The 21,177-nt window shown below is 72.5% G+C and carries 13 protein-coding genes; 4 read left to right on the top strand and 9 right to left on the bottom strand.

The annotated features are described in order from the left end of the window. Positions 1 to 76: 76 nt before the first annotated feature. The 4 genes from ACFVVO_RS03490 to ACFVVO_RS03475 all read right to left on the bottom strand — a co-directional run bounded on the left by ACFVVO_RS03490 (position 77) and on the right by ACFVVO_RS03475 (position 3,618). A complete protein-coding gene (locus tag ACFVVO_RS03490; RefSeq protein WP_390051295.1) occupies positions 77 to 400 on the bottom strand; it encodes a hypothetical protein in 324 nt (107 codons plus the stop codon). Further along, positions 397 to 765: a WhiB family transcriptional regulator gene (locus ACFVVO_RS03485; RefSeq protein WP_250403421.1), complete on the bottom strand. Its 369-nt coding sequence runs from the start codon at positions 763 to 765 to the stop codon at positions 397 to 399. The genes ACFVVO_RS03490 and ACFVVO_RS03485 overlap by 4 nt, the downstream gene beginning before the upstream one ends. A 175-nt stretch (positions 766 to 940) precedes the next feature. Next, a complete protein-coding gene (locus ACFVVO_RS03480) occupies positions 941 to 1,222 on the bottom strand; it encodes a hypothetical protein (RefSeq protein WP_390051585.1) in 282 nt (93 codons plus the stop codon). 200 nt (positions 1,223 to 1,422) lie between these two features. Continuing rightward, entirely contained in the window at positions 1,423 to 3,618 is a 2,196-nt protein-coding gene (locus ACFVVO_RS03475; protein WP_390051293.1) for an ATP-dependent DNA helicase UvrD2, read from the bottom strand. A gap of 214 nt (positions 3,619 to 3,832) precedes the next feature. Here ACFVVO_RS03475 and ACFVVO_RS03470 point away from each other — a divergent pair, with 214 nt between their 5' ends. Beyond that, entirely contained in the window at positions 3,833 to 4,075 is a 243-nt protein-coding gene (locus tag ACFVVO_RS03470; RefSeq protein WP_390051291.1) for a mycoredoxin, read from the top strand. 75 nt (positions 4,076 to 4,150) lie between these two features. On the opposite strand, the gene nudC is transcribed toward ACFVVO_RS03470, so the two are convergent. From nudC to ACFVVO_RS03445, 5 genes are all read right to left on the bottom strand, one after another. Continuing rightward, on the bottom strand, positions 4,151 to 5,095 hold the full coding sequence (gene nudC, locus ACFVVO_RS03465; protein WP_390051289.1) for an NAD(+) diphosphatase: 945 nt from the start codon (positions 5,093 to 5,095) through the stop codon (positions 4,151 to 4,153). 161 nt (positions 5,096 to 5,256) lie between these two features. Beyond that, positions 5,257 to 6,660 carry a dipeptidase gene (locus ACFVVO_RS03460; RefSeq protein WP_390051287.1) on the bottom strand — a complete coding sequence of 468 codons (1,404 nt, stop codon included), beginning with the start codon at positions 6,658 to 6,660 and terminating at the stop codon, positions 5,257 to 5,259. Positions 6,661 to 6,707: 47 nt separating this feature from the next. Further along, positions 6,708 to 10,358, bottom strand: a complete 3,651-nt coding sequence (locus ACFVVO_RS03455) for a UvrD-helicase domain-containing protein (protein ID WP_390051286.1) — start codon at positions 10,356 to 10,358, stop codon at positions 6,708 to 6,710. Positions 10,359 to 10,471: 113 nt separating this feature from the next. Further along, positions 10,472 to 13,864 (bottom strand): ATP-dependent helicase, encoded by a 3,393-nt coding sequence (locus ACFVVO_RS03450; protein ID WP_390051285.1) that lies wholly within the window; start codon positions 13,862 to 13,864, stop codon positions 10,472 to 10,474. 275 nt (positions 13,865 to 14,139) lie between these two features. Beyond that, positions 14,140 to 14,526 carry an MGMT family protein gene (locus ACFVVO_RS03445; RefSeq protein WP_390051283.1) on the bottom strand — a complete coding sequence of 129 codons (387 nt, stop codon included), beginning with the start codon at positions 14,524 to 14,526 and terminating at the stop codon, positions 14,140 to 14,142. 186 nt (positions 14,527 to 14,712) lie between these two features. Between ACFVVO_RS03445 and ACFVVO_RS03440 the strand changes: the two genes are divergently transcribed. The 3 genes from ACFVVO_RS03440 to ACFVVO_RS03430 all read left to right on the top strand — a co-directional run bounded on the left by ACFVVO_RS03440 (position 14,713) and on the right by ACFVVO_RS03430 (position 20,917). Continuing rightward, positions 14,713 to 17,541, top strand: a complete 2,829-nt coding sequence (locus ACFVVO_RS03440) for a lysylphosphatidylglycerol synthase domain-containing protein (RefSeq protein ID WP_390051282.1) — start codon at positions 14,713 to 14,715, stop codon at positions 17,539 to 17,541. 138 nt (positions 17,542 to 17,679) lie between these two features. Further along, a complete protein-coding gene (locus ACFVVO_RS03435; RefSeq protein WP_390051281.1) occupies positions 17,680 to 19,224 on the top strand; it encodes an alpha/beta hydrolase in 1,545 nt (514 codons plus the stop codon). 133 nt (positions 19,225 to 19,357) lie between these two features. Continuing rightward, positions 19,358 to 20,917, top strand: a complete 1,560-nt coding sequence (locus tag ACFVVO_RS03430) for an alpha/beta hydrolase (RefSeq protein WP_390051280.1) — start codon at positions 19,358 to 19,360, stop codon at positions 20,915 to 20,917. Positions 20,918 to 21,177 lie beyond the last annotated feature (260 nt).

Genomic DNA, 21,177 nt, shown 5'->3' with positions numbered 1-21,177 from the left:
TCCGTTCGGACGGACCGGCCCCCGGTGAAGGCTTCGCCTCCCGGTACCGGGAGGCCACCGCTTCAGGTGTGCTGGATCACTGCATGACGGCCATGGCCAGCGCACGGCGAGCGCGCATGGAGGCGCGCTCCGCCCGGCGCTGCATACGGCGGGCGGTCGCCAGGCGCACGGCCCGGCGTTCCTGCTCGGCGCCGTGCAGCAGGTCGTGCATATGCGCACGAGCCAGGGCTTCTGGGATGAGTTGCATCTCTCGGGTCCTGTTCTGACGCGAGTCGTTCGCGCCGGTGGTGGTGAAGTCTGGGGTCGCGGAGCCTGCGGGCTCGCTGGCGGACGGCTTCATCGGGGCCTGCTTCTTGGGGTCGTGCGTGAGGGGACGGTCGATGGTTCCGGCGGTGTTCATGCTGTGACCGGGTTCTTCCGCGGGCGGCCACGCGGCCGCTTCCGGGCGACGACGACACCCTGGACGAACAGCTCGCCACCCCAGACGCCCCAGGGCTCACGCCGCTCCTTCGCACCGGCGAGGCACGCCTCCATCAGCGGGCAGGTGCGGCAGAGGGACTTGGCGTACTCGACGTCGGCCGGCGACTCGGCGAAGAAGACCTCGGGGTCGTAGGAACGGCAGGGGACGGGTACGCCGAGGTTCTCGATGGCGTCGTCGAGCGCGGTGAGCGCGGTGAGCGGGATCAAGGTGGAGTCCTCCGTGAGGCCGGGCGGGGGGATCGTTCGTGAAGGCGGTACGGACGGGGCGTGCGCTTCGAGTTGCACGATTCGGTCTTCCTCGTCTGGTCGTTCCGGCCGGTTGACCGGGCGTCGGCTTGGTACCGGGTTCAGTTCCTGTCCCGAGGCCCCTTCGCTCCGTCGTCCCCGTTCGGGGAAAACAGAAGGGCCGCGGATCCCGGGTGGGGTTCCGCGGCCCTGAAGGCGCCGGCCTGATCGGCGATCAGGCTGGATCACTCCAGGGTTCTGGCCCACGGAAGGCCCACATCAGGTGGTGCTGCGTCGTCTGCTTCCGGAATCCGGCACCGGCCGCCGCAAAGGCATAGGCATGTGCCTGTGCCACTACCGCTTCCAGTGCCTTCGTCGGTCGCTCATTGCGCTCACGGACGGGAAGGACCGCGAGAGCAGGGGAGGACGCCGGACGGACGGCACGAATGCCGGACAGACCGGTGCCCTGGTTCGAGGCGCCGAGCATGCACGTGGAGACGGCCGAGCGATCGGTCATTTTGGCCGTGCTGATGTTGGTTTCGATGCTGATCACTGGACTCGCCTCCTCTCGGCGTCTTGAGGACCGGGGTGAACCGATCCATTCGGATATGCAAGTACAACACGGAGTCAGGGCCTTGGAGAAGGCCGCCGCTTCCGTGCCTAGAACCTATGGGGATTGCCGGGGCATGCGCAAACTATTTTTCCGACGAGTTCGCATCAGTCACGCCCCTCGTCCGTCCCGACCTCCTGGCCTGCGCAGATGGCCAGAACATCGGCTCCGTAGCGCTGCAGCTTGCGGGCGCGGACACCGGGGATGCGGGAGAGTCCCGCGGGGTCCTCGGGCCGTGCCTCGGCGATGGCCATCAGGGTGCGGTCGGTGAAGACGCAGAAGTCCGGCTGCCCGCTGCGCTCCGCCTGGACCGCACGCCATTCGCGCAGCCGCTCGTAGAGGCCTTCGTCCATGTCCGAGGGGCAGTCCTCGCAGCGCATCAGCTTCATCTCACCGGCGTCGGTGAGGGTGCGGCCGCAGACCCGGCAGCGGGCCACGGTTCGCTGGGTGCGCCGGGGGACGGCCGGGGTGCGGACCGCCGCGCCCCGCTCGATGCCTCCGCCGGCGCCGGAGCCGGTGCGGCCGGCGGTGGCGGCTGTTCCGGAGCGCAGGCCGTCGAGAAAGCGGCTGGGCCTGCGGCTGGGCCGTCCGCCCGGTGCGCGGGACAGGGCCCAGGAGAGGTGGAGCCGTTCTCTGGCACGGGTCACACCGACGTAGAGGAGGCGGCGCTCCTCCTCGATCTGTTCGTCGGTCCTGGCATAGGTGATCGGCACCATGCCCTCGGCGATGCCGACGAGGAAGACCACGTCCCACTCAAGGCCCTTGGCCGCGTGCAGGGAGGCCAGGGTGACGCCCTGGACGGTCGGGGCGTGCTGGGCACCCGCCCGCTCGTCGAGTTCGGCGACGAGGTCGCCGAGGGTGGCACCGGGGCGGGCGGCGGAGAAGTCGTGGGCGAGGTTGACCAGGGCGGCCAGGGATTCCCAGCGCTCCCGGACGGCACCGGACCCGGCCGGGGGTGTGCTGGTCCAGCCCTCTCCGGACAGCACGGCGCGTACCTGTGAGGGCAGGTCGACGACGTCGTCCAGCAGGGAGTCGTTGCCGCCGAAGCGGGCCGCGCCGCGCAGGGCGACGCCCGCCTTGCGGACCTCGGGCCGGTCGAAGAAGCGTTCGGCGCCGCGCAGCTGGTAGGGGACTCCCGCGTCGGCGAGGGCCTGCTCGTAGGTCTCGGACTGGGAGTTCGTACGGAACAGGACGGCGATCTCGGAGGCCGGGACGCCGGCGTCGATGAGCTCCCGGATACGCCGGGCGGCGCCTTCGGCCTCGGCGGGCTCGTCGGTGTACTCGCTGTAGACGGGCTCGGGACCGGGGGCGCGCTGGGAGACCAGTTCCAGCCGGTGGTCGGCGGCGCGGCCGCGGGCCTGGGTGAGCAGGCCGTTGGCGAGGTGGACGACCTGCGGGGTGGAGCGGTAGTCACGGATCAGCTTGACGACCGTGGCGCGTGGATGGCGGGCACGGAAGTCGAGGAGGTGGTCGGGCGTTGCTCCGGTGAACGAGTAGATCGTCTGACTGGCGTCCCCGACGACGCAGAGGCTGTCGCGGTCGCCGAGCCAGAGTTCCAGGAGCCGCTGCTGGAGGGGGCTGACGTCCTGGTACTCGTCGACCACGAAGTGCTGGTACTGGGCGCGTACCTGTTCGGCGATGTCGTGCCGGTCCTGGAGGACGGCGACGGTCAGCAGCAGGACGTCCTCGAAGTCGATGACCGCGCGGTTCCGCTTGAGGTCCTCGTAGGCCGCGTAGATGTGGGCGATCTCCGCCTGGTCGCGCGGGACCTCCCGGCCTGCCTTCGCAGCCGCGTACGCGTAGTCGGCGGGAACGGTCTGGGTGACCTTGGACCATTCGATCTCGGCGGTGACGTCCCGCAGCTCGCCCCGGTCGAGGCGGAGGTTGCAGGCGGCGGCCGCTTCGGCGACGAGCTGGATCTTGCGGTCGACGAGCCGGGGCAAGGAGCCGCCGACGGCTTTCGGCCAGAAGTACTGGAGCTGCCGCAGTGCCGCGGAGTGGAAGGTGCGGGCCTGGACACCCTGGGCGCCGAGCTGTCGCAGGCGCCCGCGCATCTCTCCCGCGGCGCGGTTGGTGAAGGTGACGGCGAGCACGCTGGACGGCTGGAGGATGCCTGCCCGGACCCCGTAGGCGATGCGGTGGGTGATCGCCCGGGTCTTGCCGGTGCCCGCTCCGGCCAGGACGCACACCGGGCCGTGCAGGGCGGTGGCCACCTCGCGCTGCTCGGGGTCGAGCCCTTCGAGCACCGCGTCGGCTGTGCCCGGTACCTGCGGGAAGAGGGTGGAGTGCGTTGCTGCTGTCACATGGCCATGCTGCCAGGTCGCCCGGGACCACTGTGCCGGTTGTCCACAGGCGGGGGCCCGCGGTCGTACCAATGCGGCAGGCGTCACAGGCGAGGGCGGGAGCGGCGGCCCCCGGCGCACCGCGACCGGGACCCCGGGCGGGGAATGCCCGCCCCATCCCTTACGTTCTTCCCCTGGACGTCCTTCCCCGAGCTGCCTGAGGAGCGCGAGAGACATGCAGGGCACTGTGACGATGTACAGCACGACTTGGTGTGGCTACTGCCGTCGACTGAAGAGCCAGATGGAGCGCGAGGGCATCGCGTACACCGAGATCAACATCGAGCAGGACCCGGAGTCCGCCGCCTTCGTGGAGAAGGCGAACGGCGGAAACCAGACGGTCCCGACCGTGCGCTTCGCTGACGGCTCGACGCTGACGAACCCGTCGCTGGCCCAGGTGAAGCAGAAGCTGGCGGCGTGACGCTCCGCGGGTTTCCGCGGTGAGACACACAGCAGGGCGGCCCCCGATCACTCGGGGGCCGCCCTGTCTCATGTCTCAGATGACGCTCCGCGTCGGCAACGGCTTGCCGTACCACATCTCGATCAGGCGGGCGGCGATGGAGATGCCGTAGGGCGGCAGCACCTCGCCGGTCTCGAAGGCCGTGCGCAGATCCTCGCGGGAGAACCAGCGGGCCTCGTGGATCTCGTCGCCGTCGACGGTGATGTCGGTGGAGGTGGCACGGGCCATGAAGCCCAGCATGAGGCTGGACGGGAAGGGCCAGGGCTGGCTGGCCACGTACTCGACCGGGCCGACGTTGACGCCGGCCTCCTCGAAGACCTCGCGGCGCACGGACTGCTCGATGGACTCGCCGGGCTCGACGAAACCGGCGAGCGTGGAGAAGCGGCCCTCGGGCCAGTGGACCTGCCGGCCGAGCAGGATCCGGTCCTCCTCGTCGGTGACGGCCATGATCACCGCCGGGTCGGTGCGCGGGTAGTGCTCGGCGCCGCAGGCCTGGCAGCGGCGGATGTGGCCGGCGGCGGCGATGACCGTGCGCTCGCCGCAGCGGGAGCAGAAGCGGTGGGTGCGCTGCCAGTTCTCCAGGCCGACGGCGTGCACCATGAGGCCCGCGTCCCTCGGCGACAGCAGAAGTCCGGCCTCGCGCAGGCCCGCCGGACGCGCGGACTGGTCGATACGGCCGGGCAGGGCGTCCTTCTGGAGCGCGAAGTAGCTGACGCCTTCCTCGTCGTTGCCGAGGAAGTAGCGGTGGGCTTCGGTGAGCGGCGCCTCGAAGGAGGGGGTCATGACGAGTTCGGTGCGGCCGTCGGGCGTCTCGTCGATGAGCACCTGGCCGCCGGAGACCACGAAGCAGCGGGTCGTGGGGTGGCTCCACGCCGCCGCGAGCCAGGCTTCGTCGAGCCGGTGGTGGGCGGCGCGGTCGATGCCGCTCGGGGCGGTCAGCGAGATGGGGCGGTCGGCGGTCTGGTCGGTCCAGGTGGTCACGGGTGCTTCCAACTCCCCCAGTGCAAGGTGCAACGGTTCGTTTCGGCGGGCGGTTCGGCGGGCGTGGGGCGTGAGGGCACCGGGCCGGGCGCGGGCGGGGCGTGCGGGCGGTTCTTCCAGTGTGCCCCGCGCGCGGTGCCGTCCCGTACGGCGCTTGCCGGTCAGGGGGCGTGCCGCCAGTTCTCGGCGAGGTCGCCCCACAGGTAGGCGCTGGTCTCGACGCCCTTGAGGAGGAGGTCGAGCTCGACCTTCTCGTTGGGGGCGTGCCAGCCGTCGGAGGGGACGGAGATGCCGAGGAAGAGGACGGGGGCGCCGAGGACCTCCTGGAGGTCGGCGGCGGGGCCGGAGCCGCCCTCGCGGGTGTAGCGGACCGGCCCCTGGAAGGCGCGGCTCATGGCGCGGACCACGGACTGCAGTGCGGGGTGGTCGAGGGGGGTCAGACACGGGCGGGTGGCGGAGCCGAAGTCGATCTCGTGCCGGATGCCGGCGGGCAGCTGCTCGGCAACCCAGACGCGGACGGCCTTCTCGATGTGGTCGGGGTCCTGGCCCGCGACCAGGCGGAAGGAGAGCTTCACCGTGGCGGAGGACGGGATGATCGTCTTGCTGCCGGGGCCCTGGTAGCCGCCGCCGATGCCGTTGACCTCAGCGGTGGGGCGGGCCCAGATGCGTTCCAGGGTGGTGTGCCCGGCCTCGCCGTGGGTGGCGCGTGACTTGGCGGTGCGCAGCCACGTCGCCTCGTCGAAGGGCAGCTGGGCGAACAGCTCGCGTTCGCGGTCGGTCAGCTCGACGATGCCGTCGTAGAAGCCGGGGACGGCCACGCGCGCGTGCTCGTCGTGCAGGGCGGTGACCAGTCGGGCCGCGGCGGTGGCCGGGTTGGGTACGGCACCGCCGAAGGAACCGGAGTGAATGTCCTGGTCGGGGCCGTACAGGCGGATCTCGCACTCGGCGAGGCCGCGCATGCCGGTGCAGACGGTCGGGGTGTCCTCGGACCACATGCCGGTGTCGGAGACGATGACGGCGTCGGCGGCGAGCCGTTCGGCGCGCTCCTCCACGAGGTCGCGGAAGTGCGGGGAGCCGGACTCCTCCTCGCCCTCGATCAGCAGCTTGAGGTTGACCGCGGGGGCGGTGCGGCCGGTGGCGGCGAGGTGGGCGCGGACACCGAGTGTGTGGAAGAACACCTGGCCCTTGTCGTCGGCGGCCCCGCGCGCGTGGAGGCGGTTTCCCCGGACGACGGGCTCGAAGGGCTCGCTGTCCCAGCCGTCCTCGAGGGCGGCGGGCTGCACGTCGTGGTGGCCGTAGACGAGGACGGTGGGCGCCTGGGGGTCGCCGGAGGGCCATTCGGCGAAGACGGCCGGGGCGCCCGGGGTCGGCCAGACCTCGGCGGTCGGGAAGCCGGTGGCCTTGAGCTTGGCGGCGAGCCAGTCGGCGCTGCGCCGTACATCGGGGGCGTGGTCGGGCTGGGCCGACACGGAGGGGATGCGCAGCCATGCGGTGAGGTCGTCGAGGAAGGCGGCGCGGTGCTCTTCGATGTACGTGCGGACGGCGCTGTCCGGGGTCTGGCTCATGCTCACGAGCCTATCGGCCCGCGGGGGCATCCTCGGCGGGCCGTACGTCACACTCGGGTGCCCTCGGCTGCCTCTCGCGGGTGGTCCGGTTGATCGTCGGTGAGCAGCCGTTCCAGGGCGGCGCGGTCCGGCAGGGCCTCGGGGCGTACCACCTCGCCGGTGCGCACGTACAGGAAGGCGGCCGTGACGGAATCGGGCGGCACGCCCTGTTGCTCGGCCCAGGCGAGCCGGTACACGGCGAGCTGGAGGGGGTCGGCGGTGTGGGCGCGGTTGGTCTTCCAGTCGACGATCTCGTAGGTGGCCCGGTCGCCGTCGCCGTTCTTGTAGACGGCGTCGATGCGGCCGCGTACGACTCGGCCGGCGAGCGTGAGCTGGAAGGGGGCCTCGATCCGGCAGGGGGTGCGGTGGGCGTACTCGGTGCGTTCGAAGGCCTCCTTGAGGGCTTCGAGGTCGCGTTCGTCGGTGATCTCGGCCTCGCCGCCGGGCAGCTCGTCCGGTTCGAGGATGGGCAGGGTGAGTTCCTCGAAACGGGCTTCGACCCATGCGTGGAAGCGGGTGCCTCGGCGTGCGGCGGGTTGCGGGGGGTGTGGCATGGGGCGCGCGAGTTCCTGTGCGAGCCCGTCGGGGTCCTGGGCGAGGCGCATCAGCTGGGTCGCGGTGAGGGTGGCCGGCAGGGGGACGTCGGTGATGCCGCGGCGGGCACGCAGCAGCTCGCCGGTGAGCGCGTCGAGGTCGCGGTCCCAGGACGCGATGGCGCGGGATTCCTCGGGTGTGACGCGAGTCTCGTCCGGGATGCGGGACGCGGGATGCGCCGGTTCGGCGGGGTGCGCGTGCCCGCGGCGGTGGGTCCGCTCGTCGGGGGCGGACGCCTGGTGGGGGACGGCCGGCCGCTCGGCGGTCCAGGAGTCCCGGCCGCCGGGCTCCTCCGGGGAGGGTGCGTGCTCGTCGTACGGGGACTCCGCCTCGTAGGGCAGGTCGTCGTCGTACGGGTCCTCGCCGTACCGGATCTCCTCCTCGTACGGGAAGTCCTCGTCGTCCGGGTACGGGAAGTCCTCGTCGTCCGGTGGCGTCGGCCAGTCCGGGTCGTCGAAGGTGCCGGGGTCGTGGTCGGCGGGCGGCCGGGTGTGCTGCCGGGTGGCCAGGGCGTCCAGGTGGGCGCGGACGGTCTCGGCGGCCGCGCGGCGCCGGGCCAGGGCGGTGTCGTCCAGCGGCAGCGGCCACGCCTGTTCGGCGCCGGCCGTGTGCAGCGCGGGGTTCTCCTCGTCCTCGGCGGGCTCGTCGGCCCAGGCCTCGATCTCGCCGTGGCCGGCGGCGCAGTGGTCGTGCAGGGCCTGGAGGAAGTCGGAGGGCCCGCGTGGCTTCTTCTGGCTGGGCCCCCACCAGTGGCCGGAGCCGAGGAGCAGGGAGCGGGGGCGCGTGAAGGTGACGTATCCGAGGCGGAGTTCCTCGGTGTGCTGGTGTTCCTTCATGGCCTCGTGGAAGGCCTTCATGCCCCGGGAGTCCCAGGAGCCGATGTCGGGCAGGGTGTCGGTGTCACCGCGCAGGACGTGCGGCAGCACCTTGGCCTGCGCGGTCCACTTCTCGCGGCCCTGGGCGCTCGGGAAGGTGCCGCTCACCAGTCCGGGGACCACCACGACGTCCCACTCCAGGCCCTTGGACTTGTGCGCGGTGAGCACCTTGACGGTGTTCTCACCGCCGGGCAGGGCGTTGTCGAGGCCCTTCTCGTACTGGGCGGCGGTGCGCAGGTAGCCGAGGAAGGCCAGCAGGGTGGCCTCGCCGTCGCCGGCCGCGAAGGAGGCGGCGATGTCGAGGAAGTTGGACAGGGTCTCGCGGCGGCGCGCGGCGAGCGCGTTCGGGGAGGCGGACAGTTCCACCTCCAGGCCGGTGACGGCGAGGACACGGTGCAGGACGTCCATGAGCGGGTCGGACAGGGAGCGGCGCAGATCACGAAGCTCTCTGGCGAGGTAGGCGAAGCGCACGCGCGCGTCCGGGGAGAAGGGCAGTGCGTCGTCGTCCCGCCCGTCCTCGTGCAGAGGTGACTCCAGGAACGTGTCCAGGGCGTCCGCGAGCGATATCACCTCGGAGGGGTCGGTTCCCTCGACGGCCTCGGCGAGCCTGCGGTCGGGGTCGTCGGTGCCGTCCGCACGCGCGTGGGCGACGAGCAGACGGGCGCGGCGGCCGAGGAGGGCGAGGTCGCGGGGGCCGATGCGCCAGCGCGGGCCGGTGAGGAGGCGGACGAGGGAGGCGTTCGCTCCGGGGTCCTGGAGGACTTCGCAGACGGCGACGAGGTCGGCGATCTCGGGCAGGTGCAGCAGCCCGGAGAGGCCGACCACCTCCACGGGGATGTCACGGGCGACGAGGGCGCCCTGGATCTCGGCGAAGTCGGTGGCCGTGCGGCACAGCACGGCGATCTCGCCGGGCGCCCTACCGGTGCGGACGAGGTGGGCGATGGAGTCGGCGATCCATTCGGTCTCCTCGGCGTGGGTGCGCAGCAGGGCGCAGCGGACCGTGCCGTCGTGCTCGGCACCGGGGGCGGGGCGGAGGGCCTCCACGCCCGCGTGCATGGCACGGAGCGGTTCGGCGAGGCCGTTGGCGAGGTCGAGGAGGCGGCCACCGCTGCGGCGGTTCTCGCTGAGCGCCTGGCGGGTGGCGGGGTGGCCGTCGCGGTGGGCGAAGTGCTCGGGGAAGTCGTCGAGGTTGGCGACGGAGGCGCCGCGCCAGCCGTAGATGGCCTGGCAGGGGTCGCCGACGGCGGTCACGGGGTGGCCGGTGCCGCCGCCGAACAGGCCCGACAGCAGGACGCGCTGGGCGACGGAGGTGTCCTGGTACTCGTCCAGGAGCACGACGCGGAACTCCTCGCGCAGCAGGCGTCCCACCTCGGGGACGCCGGCGAGGCGGGCGGACAGCGCGATCTGGTCGCCGAAGTCGAGCAGGTCGCGTTCGCGTTTGGCGGCCCGGTAGCGCAGGACGAGGCCGGCCAGTTCGCGGCGGGCGGCCGCGGTTTCGGGGACCTTGCGCAGCTCGGCGTTGGTCAGCTTGGCGTCGGCCAGGGTGTGCAGCAGGCCGGCGTCCCAGGCGCGCAGTTCCTCGGGGTCGACGAGGTGTTCGGCGAGTTCGGAGTCGAGGGTGAGCAGGTCGCTGACGAGGTCGGCGAAGGAGCGGGTGAGCGCGGGGTAGGCGCCGGGGGCCTCGCGCAGTACGCGCGCGGCGAGCTGGTAGCGGGTGGCGTCGGCGAGCAGCCGGGAGGTGGGTTCGAGCCCGATGCGCAGGCCGTGGTCGGTCAGCAGCCGGCCGGCGAAGGCGTGGTAGGTCGAGATGACGGGCTCGCCCGGTGGGTTGTCCGGGTCCGGCCACGCGGGATCGGCGGGCGGCGCCGTCGGCGAGGGGAGCCGGCCGGGCGACGGGAGGGCGTCGGGGTCGGTGACACCGGCCTTGATCAGCGCCGTGCGGACGCGTTCGGCGAGTTCGCCCGCGGCCTTGTTGGTGAAGGTCAGGCCGAGCACCTGTTCGGGGGCGACCTGGCCGGTGCCGACCAGCCAGACGACGCGGGCAGCCATCACCGTGGTCTTGCCCGAGCCGGCTCCGGCCACGATCACCTGCGGGGCGGGCGGCGCGGTGATGCAGGCCGTCTGCTCCGGGGTGAACGGGATGCCGAGGAGCTCTTTGAGCTGCTCGGGGTCGGTGATACGGGCGGGCATGTCGTCAGAGGCTAGCGGCGGGCACTGACAACTGCGGACGCCTCGGCCACCCGGACAGGAAGAACAGCAGGTCAGCGCGTGTGGTGCCGTGCGTCACGCTGCCTCGTGAGAGGTCATTCCACCACGTGCCGCCCCTCCGGACGGGCGCTGCACGAGGCGCGGAACGCGCAGTGGGTGCAGTGCTGGCCGGTGGTGGGCGTGAAGCGTTCGTCGAGGACCTTCCCGGCGGCGGTGGCCAGCAGGTCGCCGACCCACTCCCCCGCGGGCGGCTCCTGGGTCTGCACCTTGGGCAGGGTCTCGCCGCCGTCGCGTTTGGCTGCGCCCTGTCGCAGGTGCACCAGTTCGGCGCCGCCGGCCTCGGGGCGTACGCCGTCGAAGGCGCCGTCGGCGGCGCCCTCGCGGATGGCGAGCTGATAGACGGCGAGCTGCGGGTGGCGGGCCACATCGGCGGCGCTGGGTGCCTGCTTGCCGGTCTTGAAGTCCACTACGTAGGCGCGGCCCTCGCCGTCCGCCTCGACCCGGTCCATCTGGCCGCGGATGCGGACCTGGTAGTCGCCCGCCGCGAGGGTGATGTCGAAGTCCTGCTCGCTCGCCACCGGGGTGCGGCCGGTGCGGTCCAGGACGTGCCAGTTCAGGAGGCGTTCGAGGGCCGCGCGCGCGTTGTCCTTCTCCTGGGCCGACTTCCAGGGCGCGTCGAAGGCGAGCGCGTTCCACACCGAGTCCAGGCGTTCCATCAGGACGTCGAGGTCGGCGGGGCTGCGGCCGGAGGCGACCTCGTCGGCCAGGACGTGGACGACGTTGCCGAAGCCCTGGGCGGCGGTGGCGGGCGCGTCGGCCTTCACCTCGCGGCCCAGGAACCACTGCAGGGCGCAGGTGTTGGCGAGCTGGTCGAGAGCGCTGCCGGAGAGCACGACGGGCTGGTCGCGGTCGCGCAGCGGCGCCTTGCTCTCGGTCGGCTCGAACATGCCCCACCAGCGGTCGGGGTGGGCGGACGGCACCAGGGGCCGGCCGTCCTCGTCGGCGAGGGCGGCGAGCCTGGCCAGGCGGCGCGCGGCCGCTTCCCGCAGCGCGGCCGACGCGCCCGGATCGACGGTGGTGGCGCGCAGCTCGGCGACGAGCGCGGCCACGGACAGCGGCCGGCGGGGGCGGCCGGTGACGTCCCGCGGTTCGACGCCCAGCTCGGTCAGGAATCGGGAGGGTTGGTCACCGTCGTCGGCCGGTGCCTTCACGGCGGTGACGACGAGACGTTCACGCGCGCGCGTGGCGGCCACGTAGAACAGGCGGCGTTCCTCGGCGAGGAGCGCGCCCGGGGTGAGCGGTTCGGCGAGGCCGTCGCGGCCGATGCGGTCGGCCTCCAGCAGGGAGCCGCGGCGGCGCAGATCGGGCCACAGTCCCTCCTGGACGCCCGCCACGACGACGAGCCGCCACTCCAGGCCCTTGGCGCGGTGCGCGGTCATCAGGCGGACGGCGTCGGGGCGGACGGCCCGGCGGGTGAGGGTGTCGGCGGCGATGTCCTGGGCCTCGATCTCCTCCAGGAAGTTCAGGGCGCCGCGGCCGCCGATGCGCTCCTCCGCGCGCGCGGCGGTGGCGAACAGCGCGCACACCGCGTCCAGGTCGCGGTCGGCGTTGCGGCCGGCCGCGCCGCCGCGCCGGGCGGCGCGTTCCAGCCGACTGGGCCAGGGCGTGCCCTGCCACAGGTCCCACAGCGCCTCCTCGGCCGTACCGCCGGCGGCGAGGCGCTCGCGGGCCGTGCGGAGCAGCGCGCCCAGACGCTGTGCCCCGCGCGCGTAGGCCGGATCGTGGACGACGAGACGCTCGGGTTCGGCGAGCGCCCGCGCGAGCAGTTCGTCGGAGGGCGCCGGCAGCGGGTTCCCGGCGGCCCGTTCCTCCTCGCGCAGGGCGCGCCCGAGGCGGCGGAGGTCGGCGGTGTCCATGCCTGCGAGCGGGGAGGCGAGCAGGGTGAGCGCGGTCTCGGCGTCGAGCCAGCGGACGTCGCGCTCCTCGTCGGCCGCTCCCTCTCCCGGAGACCGTGACTCGTCTTCCTCCCCTGGGGGCCCTGCCTCGGCTGCCTCTCCCGCGGGCCCTGCCTCGGCTTCCTGCCCCGGGGGCCGTGACTCGGCCGTGGCCACCGTCCTGAGGGCGGTGAGCAGGGGTGCCACCGCGGGCTCGTGGCGCAGCGGCAGGTCGTCGCCGTCGACGTCCAGGGGGACGCCCGCCGCGGTCAGGGCCCGGCGGAGCGTCGGGATACTCCGGGAGCCGGCGCGTACGAGAACGGCCATGTCGCTCCAGGGGACGCCGTCCTCCAGGTGCGCGCGGCGCAGGATGTCGGCGATGTTGTCCGTCTCCGTGCCGGGTGTCGGGTAGGTGTGGACCTCGACCCGGCCGCCGTCGCGTACGGCCTCGGGCTCCCGGTGGGCGCGCACCTTCTCGGCGGGCAGCCGGGTCAGCGGCATGCGCCGGGTGATCAGGCGGGTGGCGGCCAGCAGGGCGGCGCCGGAGCGACGGGCGGTGCGCAGCACCTCGACGGGTGCGGGTCGGCCGTCCGCGCGCGGGAAGCCCGCCGGGAAGTCCAGGATGCCGTTCACGTCGGCGCCCCGGAACGTGTAGATCGACTGGTCGGGGTCGCCCAAGGCCACCAGGGTGCGGCCGCCGCCGGCCAGGGCGTGCAGGAGGCGTACCTGGGCCGGGTCGGTGTCCTGGTACTCGTCGACGTACACGGCGTCGTACTGGGCGGCGAGCCGGGCCGCGACCTCGGGGCGGTGGGCGAGCAGCACCGCGCGGTGGACGAGTTCGGCGTAGTCGATGACGCCCTGGAGGTCGAGGACGTCGAGGTACTCGGCGAGGAACGCGGCGGCGGCACGCCAGTCGGGGCGGCCGATGCGGCGGGCGAAGGCGTCCAGGGCGCCGGGGCCGAGGCCCAGCTCACGGCTGCGGGCGAGGACGGCGCGGACCTCGTCGGCGAAGCCGCGGGTGGTCAGGCAGGCGCGCAGCTCGTCGGGCCAGCGCACGTGGTTCAGGCCGAGCCGCTCCAGATCGGGCTGCCCGGCGAGCATCCCGCGGACGGTGACGTCCTGCTCGGGTCCGGAGAGCAGGCGCAGCGGCTCCGCGAACAGACCGCTGTCCTGATGGGCGCGGAGCAGGGCGTAGCAGTACGAGTGGAAGGTGGTCGCCCGGGGCGCGCGAGCCGCGCCGATGCGCAGGGCCATGCGGTCGCGCAGGTCGACGGCGGCCCTGCGGCTGAACGTCAGCACCAGGATGCGTTCGGGGTCGGCGCCGCGGGCGATGCGCGCGGCCACGGACTCCACGAGGGTGGTGGTCTTCCCGGTGCCGGGTCCGGCGAGGACGAGCAACGGTCCGGTGCCATGGTCAACCACGGCGCGCTGGGCGGCGTCCAGACGAGGGGGATCGGGCTCGGCAGGCGGGATACGGACCAGCCGGTAGGCGCCACGGTTCCCCTGCCGCACCGGAGGGTGCGGCAGACGGCTGGTGGTGGAGGAGGAGCTCACGTGGTTCGCCGGTCCTGGTGGTTGTGCTGGTGGGCGGGCGGTCACGCGTGCGAGGCGGTGGCCGCGGGGGGAGGGGGACACGTGCAGGCGACGCTACGCCGCCCCATCGGACTGAAGCAGGGCTTCCGCTTCTTCCCTCGTGGCACCCGGGCCCCTCGGGGCCCCGATGTCACGCGCGTCCCTCGGCTAACGAACGTACGTCATGCAACGGACGTCCCCCGTGTCCCTCGTACGGGCCACCGATTCCCCTCGGGGGCATCCGATGGCGGAAGCTGTCAGGTGTGACCGTCCGTGCCCGTACCGCCGTCCCATCGCGCCCGTCTCATGTCGAGACGCGGCAGATGGCCCTCGGCGCTCCTGCCCGCCGCCTTGAGCGGGGTGCCCTCCGCCCGGTAGTGGGCGAGCGCGCCGAGCTCGTGGCCGGGCAGCAGCACGCCGTCGGCGCGGACCACGCGCCACCACGGGACGGTGCCCCCGTAGAGGGACATCACCCGGCCGACCTGGCGCGGTCCCCCCTCCTCCAGCCACTCGGCGACATCGCCGTATGTCATGACCCGCCCCGGCGGGATCAGCTCGGCGACCTCGAGGACCCGCTCCGCGTATTCCGGCAGCGCGTCCTCGCATCCGTCCCGGGTGTCCTCGGCAGGGCTCCGCTCGCTCATTCGCCCCATCCTGCCGCACCCCACCGACAACGCGGCGCGGAAGGCCGGGGGCGGGCCTCTCGCCCTCGGGCGGCGCTTCCGGCAGACTGTCCGACCCCGCATCTGCACCCTGATGCCCGCGAGTGCCGGTGGGGCATGCCACCATCGTGCGGGCGGTGACCGGTGATACGAGACCAAGAAGAGACGATGAAGCAGCAGGGTGTGCACCCCGAAGGCGCGGCGGGCACCCCTGACGCGTCCGCGCGTCCCGACGCCGCCACCTCCGGCCAGGAGGGGACCGGCGCGGCGGCCCAGGACGGCGGCGCCGTGCCCGACGAGGGCACGCGCGAGGACGCCACACGCGCGCGTGAGAACGACGCGGAGGCCGCCGAGGGGACGTCCCCCGGTGCCCCGCAGCCGGGCGAGGGCTCCGGTGACGGTGCCCACCCGGAGGAGGTGGAGGGTGACGAACCGCTGCTTCCCGCGCGCGTGCACCGTCCCTCCGACCTCATGCGGCTGCTCGTGGGCGTGCTCGCCATCGTCGTGCTGCTCGCGGTCGCCGCGTTCGCGCACGGCACCACCTCGGGCCTCGAACAGGACATCAACAAGGGCACCGGGCAGGCCCCGGACCTGCTGATCAAGATCGCGGGGCTGGCCTCCAGCATCGCGATCCTGCTGGTCCCGGTCGCCTTCGCGATCGAACGGCTGATCAAACGGGACGGGCTGCGGATCGCCGACGGCGTGCTCGCGGCCGTCCTCGCGCACGGAGTGACCCTCGCCACGGACCTGTGGGTGGCCCGGGCCGCACCCGGCTCCATCCAGGAGGCGCTCACCCAGCCCTCGCCCGGCGACATCCACGCCCTGACCGACCCGGTGCACGGCTATCTCGCGCCCGTCATCGCCTACATGACGGCCGTCGGGATGTCGCGCAGACCCCGGTGGCGCGCGGTGCTGTGGATCGTGCTGCTGCTCGACGCGTTCTCGATGCTCGTCACCGGCTACACGACGCCCTTCTCGATCATCCTGACCGTGCTGATCGGCTGGACCGTCGCCTACGGCACGCTGTACGCGGTCGGCTCGCCGAACGTCCGCCCCACCGGGCAGACGCTGATGGCGGGCCTCAGGCACGTCGGCTTCCACCCGGTCGCCGCGGCCCGCGAGGAGACGGTGGAGTCGGAGAACGGCGACCGCGGCCGGCGCTACTTCGTCACCCTGGAGGACGGCCGTCCGCTGGACGTCACGGTCGTCGACCGGGAGCAGCAGGCCCAGGGCTTCTTCTACCGGGCCTGGCGCAACCTGACCCTGCGTGGTTTCGCCACCCGCTCCAGCCTGCAGTCGCTGCGCCAGGCCCTGGAGCAGGAGGCACTGCTGGCGTACGCGGCGATCGCGGCGGGCGCCAACGCGCCCAAGCTGATCGCCACCTCCGAGCTCGGTCCGGACGCGGTCATGCTCGTCTACGAGCACACCGGCGGGCGCACGCTGGACTCCCTGGCGGACGAGGAGATCACGGACGAGCTGCTGCGCAACACCTGGCGTCAGGCGCAGGCGCTGCAGTCCCGGCGGATCGCACACCGCAGGCTGGCCGGTGACGCGATTCTGGTGGATCGTTCCGGCAGGGTGATCCTCACCGAGCTGCGCGGCGGCGAGATCGCGGCCGGTGACCTGCTGCTGCGCATGGACGTCGCCCAGCTGATCACCACGCTCGGCCTGCGGGCGGGCGCCGAACGGGCGGTGGCCTCGGCCGTCGGTGTGCTCGGCCCGGACGCGGTCGCGGACTGCCTGCCGATGCTGCAGCCCATCGCCCTGACGCGCTCCACGCGCGCGACGCTGCGCCGCCTCGGCCGGGAGCGGGCCCAGCGCGAACGCGAGGCGGTGCTCGAGGCCTCCCGGCAGGCCAAGCAGGCCCGGGCGGAGGAGGCCTCAGCGACGGCCGGCCCCGCACCCGGAAAGCCCGACAAGAAGACGGTCCGGGCCGAACAGCGGGCCGAGAAGCGGGCCATCGACGAGGCCCTGGACGAGGCCCGCGAGGAGGACCTGCTCACCCAGATCCGGCACGAGGTGCTCCGGATCAGGCCCCAGGCTCCTGTGGAGCCGGCCCGCCTGGAGCGGGTGCGGCCGCGCACGCTGATCAGCTTCATCGCCGGCGCGATCGGCGCGTACTTCCTGCTGACGCAGCTCACCCACATCGAGTTCGGTCCGCTGATCGCCAACGCCCAGTGGGGCTGGGTGCTGGCGGCGGTGCTCTTCTCCGCGCTCAGCTATGTGGCCGCCGCGATGGCGCTGCTGGGATTCGTACCGGAGCGGGTGCCGTTCCCGAGGACCGTGGGGGCCCAGGTCGCGGGATCGTTCGTGAAGATCGTGGCGCCGGCGGCGGTCGGCGGGGTGGCCCTCAACACGCGTTTCCTGCAGCGCGCCGGGGTGCGCCCGGGGCTCGCGGTCGCCAGCGTCGGTGCCTCGCAGCTGTTCGGGCTCGGCTGCCACATCCTGATGCTGCTGTCCTTCGGCTACCTGACGGGCACCGAGAAGACGCCGTCGCTGTCGCCGTCCCGGACGGTCATCGCCGGCCTGCTGACGGTGGCGGTGCTGGTGCTGGTGGCCACCTCGGTGCCGTTCCTGCGGAAGTTCGTCGTCACGCGCGTGAGGTCGCTGTTCGCCGGTGTCGTACCGCGCATGCTCGACGTGCTCCAGCGGCCGCAGAAACTCGTCACCGGCATCGGCGGCATGCTGCTGCTGACCGCCTGCTTCGTGATGTGCCTGGACGCCTCCATCCGTGCCTTCGGCGACGGATCGACCTCGCTGAGCATCGCCAGCGTGGCCGTGGTCTTCCTCGCCGGCAACGCGCTCGGCTCCGCGGCGCCCACCCCTGGCGGCGTCGGCGCGGTCGAGGCGAGCCTCACGCTCGGCCTGATCGCCGTCGGCCTCCCCAAGGAGGTCGCCGCACCGGCCGTCCTGCTGTTCCGGCTGCTCACGCTGTGGCTGCCGGTGCTGCCCGGCTGGCTCGCCTTCAACCAGCTCACCCGCAAGGGCGCCTTGTAGGCGCTCTCCCGCGGACCGGGGCCCGGTCGTAGCTCGTACGGAGCGGGGGTCGGTCGTAGCTCTACGGATCGGGGCCGACCGTAGCTCGTACGGCCCGTGCCCCGCGCGCCCCGGCCCGCACGCGCGCACGATGGGAGCATGGCGAACCCCTCCAGGCTGCGTGCCGCTGCCCTGACCACCAGCGCCGTGCTGCTGGCCGCCCTGCTGGCCGGGTGCGGCGACGGAGCCGGGAACGGGGACCTGACGGCGCAGAAGCTGGACTGGAAGGACTGCCCGACCCCGTCCGCCGCGGAGGGCGGGGGCTCCTCCCCGTCCCCGCTGCCGGACGGCACCCAGTGGCAGTGCGCCACCATGAAGGTGCCCGTGGACTGGAGCAAGCCCAAGGGCAACACCTTCGGCATCGCCCTGATCCGCGCCAAGGCGAGCGGCGACGCGAGCAAGCGGATCGGCTCGCTGATCTTCAACTTCGGCGGCCCCGGCGGCAGCGGCGTCACCACGCTCCCCGCGTTCGGCCAGGACTACGCCACCCTGAACACCCGGTACGACCTGGTGAGCTTCGACCCGCGCGGAGTCGGCCGGAGCGTGCCGGTGGAGTGCGAGAGCGACGCCCAGCTCGACCAGTACTTCCAGCAGGACGCCACACCCGACGACAGCGCCGAGCAGACCCAGCTCGTCGACCGCACCAAGGAGTTCAACGCGAACTGCGAGAAGCACTCCAAGAGGATCCTGCCGCACGTGCGCACCACCGACGCGGCCCGCGACATGGACCTGATGCGCCAGGTACTCGGCGACGACAAGCTGTACTACTTCGGCATCTCCTACGGAACCGAACTCGGCGGCGTCTACGCCCACCTGTTCCCCAAGCACGTCGGCCGCGCGGTCCTGGACGCGGTCGTCGACCCCACCAAGGACCCCGAACAGAGCGCGCTCGGCCAGGCCCAGGGGTTCCAGCTGGCGCTCGACAACTTCGCCGAGGACTGCACGTCGAAGACCGAGGACTGCCCGATCGGCGACACCGCGCAAGACGTCAAGGACCGCATCGCCAAACTGCTCAAGGACCTGGAGAAGAAGCCGATCCCCGGTGCGTTCCCGCGGCAGCTCACCCAGACCGCGGCGACCAACGGCATCGCGCAGGCCCTGTACTCGAAGGACTTCTGGGAGTACCTCACCGAGGGGCTGCAGCAGGCGTACGAGGGCGACGGCAGGATCCTGATGCTGCTCTCCGACTCGATGAACGGGCGCAGCGAGAACGGCGAGTACAGCAACATCACCGCGGCGAACATCGCCATCAACTGCGCCGACGAGAAACCGCGCTACACCGCTGACGAGGTCCGGCAGAGGGTGCCGCAGTTCCGGGCCGTCTCCCCGCTGTTCGGGGACTACCTGGCCTGGGGCATGCTCAGCTGCACCGACTGGGCGGTACCGGGCGCCGCCGACCATCCCGACGTCAGCGCACCGGGGTCGGCGCCGATCCTCGTCGTCGGCAACACCGGCGACCCGGCCACCCCGTACGAGGGCGCGAAGAAGATGGTGGACGCGCTCGGCAAGGGCGTCGGTGTCGAGCTGACGTACAAGGGCCAGGGGCACGGGGCGTACGACAGCAAGAACAAGTGCGTGCAGAGCGCGGTGAACGGATACCTCCTGGACGGGAAGGTACCGAAGGCCGGCACGGTCTGTTCCTGAAGAACCCGCACACCTCGACGAACATGCAGGTCAGGCGGTTATCCACAGCCCGTCACGGGCTTGCGGCCAGCCGCCTACCATGACGTGAACGCCTGCCGCGGCACGACGCGGAGGGCCTGCGAGGGGGGTGCGCATGCTTCGGGTTCTGCGGTGGACGGCCGGGGTGGCCGCGGCGCTGCTGGTGGCGGGGTGCGGTGGCGGTGGCTCGGGCGGGAGCCATGACGAGGGCAAGGGGACGGACCCGGCCGGACGGAACGGCCCGGCTTCGGCAACGGCGGCGCCGTCCCCGGCGAACCCGCCCGCCTCGCTCACCTCGCAACAGCCCGACTGGCACCGGTGCGGGGCCACCGAAAACTCCGCGGCGCCGGGCGACGAATGGCGGTGCGCCACGCTCAAGGTGCCGCTGGACTGGTCCAAGCCCGGCGGTCCGACGATCGGCCTCGCGCTGATCCGGGCGCGGGCGACCGGAAACGACCGGATCGGTTCTCTGCTGTTCAATTTCGGCGGCCCCGGCGGCTCGGGCGTGCCGATGATGCCGTATTACGGCGCCACCGTCCCCACGCTGCGCGAGCGCTACGACCTGGTGAGCTTCGATCCGCGCGGGGTCGGCGCCAGTGAGGGCGTGCGCTGCCGCAGCGACCGGGACATCGAGGCCGCCGAGGCCGTGGACGCCACGCCGGACGGTCCGGCCGAGGAGAAGGCGTACTTCCAGGACGCCGCCGACTTCGGGAAGGGATGCCAACGGGCCGCGGGCCGGCTGCTGGCGCACGTCTCGACCACCGACACCGCACGTGACATGGATCTGCTCCGGCAGGTGCTGGGCGACCGGACGATGCACTACTTCGGCATCTCCTACGGCACCGAACTCGGCGGCGTCTACGCCCACCTGTTCCCCAAGCGCGTCGGCCGGATGATCCTCGACGCGGTGGTGGATGCGACCGCGGACACGGTGGGCCACGCGAAGAACCAGACGCGAGGCTTCCAGCGGGCGCTGGAGGACTACCTGAGGTCCACCGGTCAGGACCCGGAACAGGGCACACGGAAGATCGCGGCCTTGCTGAAGAGCATCGACGCCCGACCCCTGCCGACCGCGTCCGGACGGAAGCTGACCCAGACGCTCGCCCTCACCGGCATCATCCTGCCGCTGTACAGCGAGGCCGGCTGGCCCAGACTGACCAGTGCGCTGAAGTCGGCCGAGCAGGGCGACGGCTCGAAGCTCCTCGCACTCGCGGACCAGTACAACGAGCGGGGCTCCTCCGGGCGTTACGGCACCAGGAGCCACGCCCAGCGGGTCATATCGTGCCTGGACGACAAGCAGCGGCCCACGCTCGCCCGGACGAAGAGGCTACTGCCCGAGTTCGAGCGGATATCGCCGGTCTTCGGGGACTACCTCGGCTGGGACACGGCCGGCTGGTGCCACGACTGGCCGGTGGCCGGGCAGTACGACACCCCGCTTGTGAGCGCACCGGGTGCGGCGCCGATCCTGCTCGTCGGCAACACCAGGGACCCGGCGACCCCCTACGAGGGCGCCCGCAGGATGGCCGACGAGCTGGGCAAGGGCGTCGGTGTCGAGCTCACCTGGAAGGGCGAGGGCCACGGGGCGTACGGCAACGGCAGCGACTGCGTCGACTCGACGGTGAACGCCTACCTGCTCGACGGAAGGGTGCCGAAGGACGGCAAGGTCTGTTCCTGACGACGGCCGGCGGAGCCGGGAAGAGGCGTTCCGGCACGGGACACGACCGTGCCGGAACGGACTAGTCCGATCGGTCGGGGTGGTTCCTGTTACTCACTTTCGGGTGACCCAGGCGTGGTGCGGCAGGACGGCGGGCCGGCATCGCGAGCCGGACAGGCCAGTACTGAAGCGGCCGTTTTCCTGACGAAAGTTCAATTCGGTGTGTTGGAGTCATACATGGACGTTGCAGCAGAGAGTCACAGGAATATGTTGAACCCGTA

Origin of the sequence: Streptomyces sp. NPDC058145 (assembly GCF_042884245.1) — a bacterium.
Taxonomy (GTDB): domain Bacteria; phylum Actinomycetota; class Actinomycetes; order Streptomycetales; family Streptomycetaceae; genus Streptomyces.
Note: the sequence above shows the minus strand (reverse complement) of the source record. Positions and strands in the feature narration are given on the sequence as shown.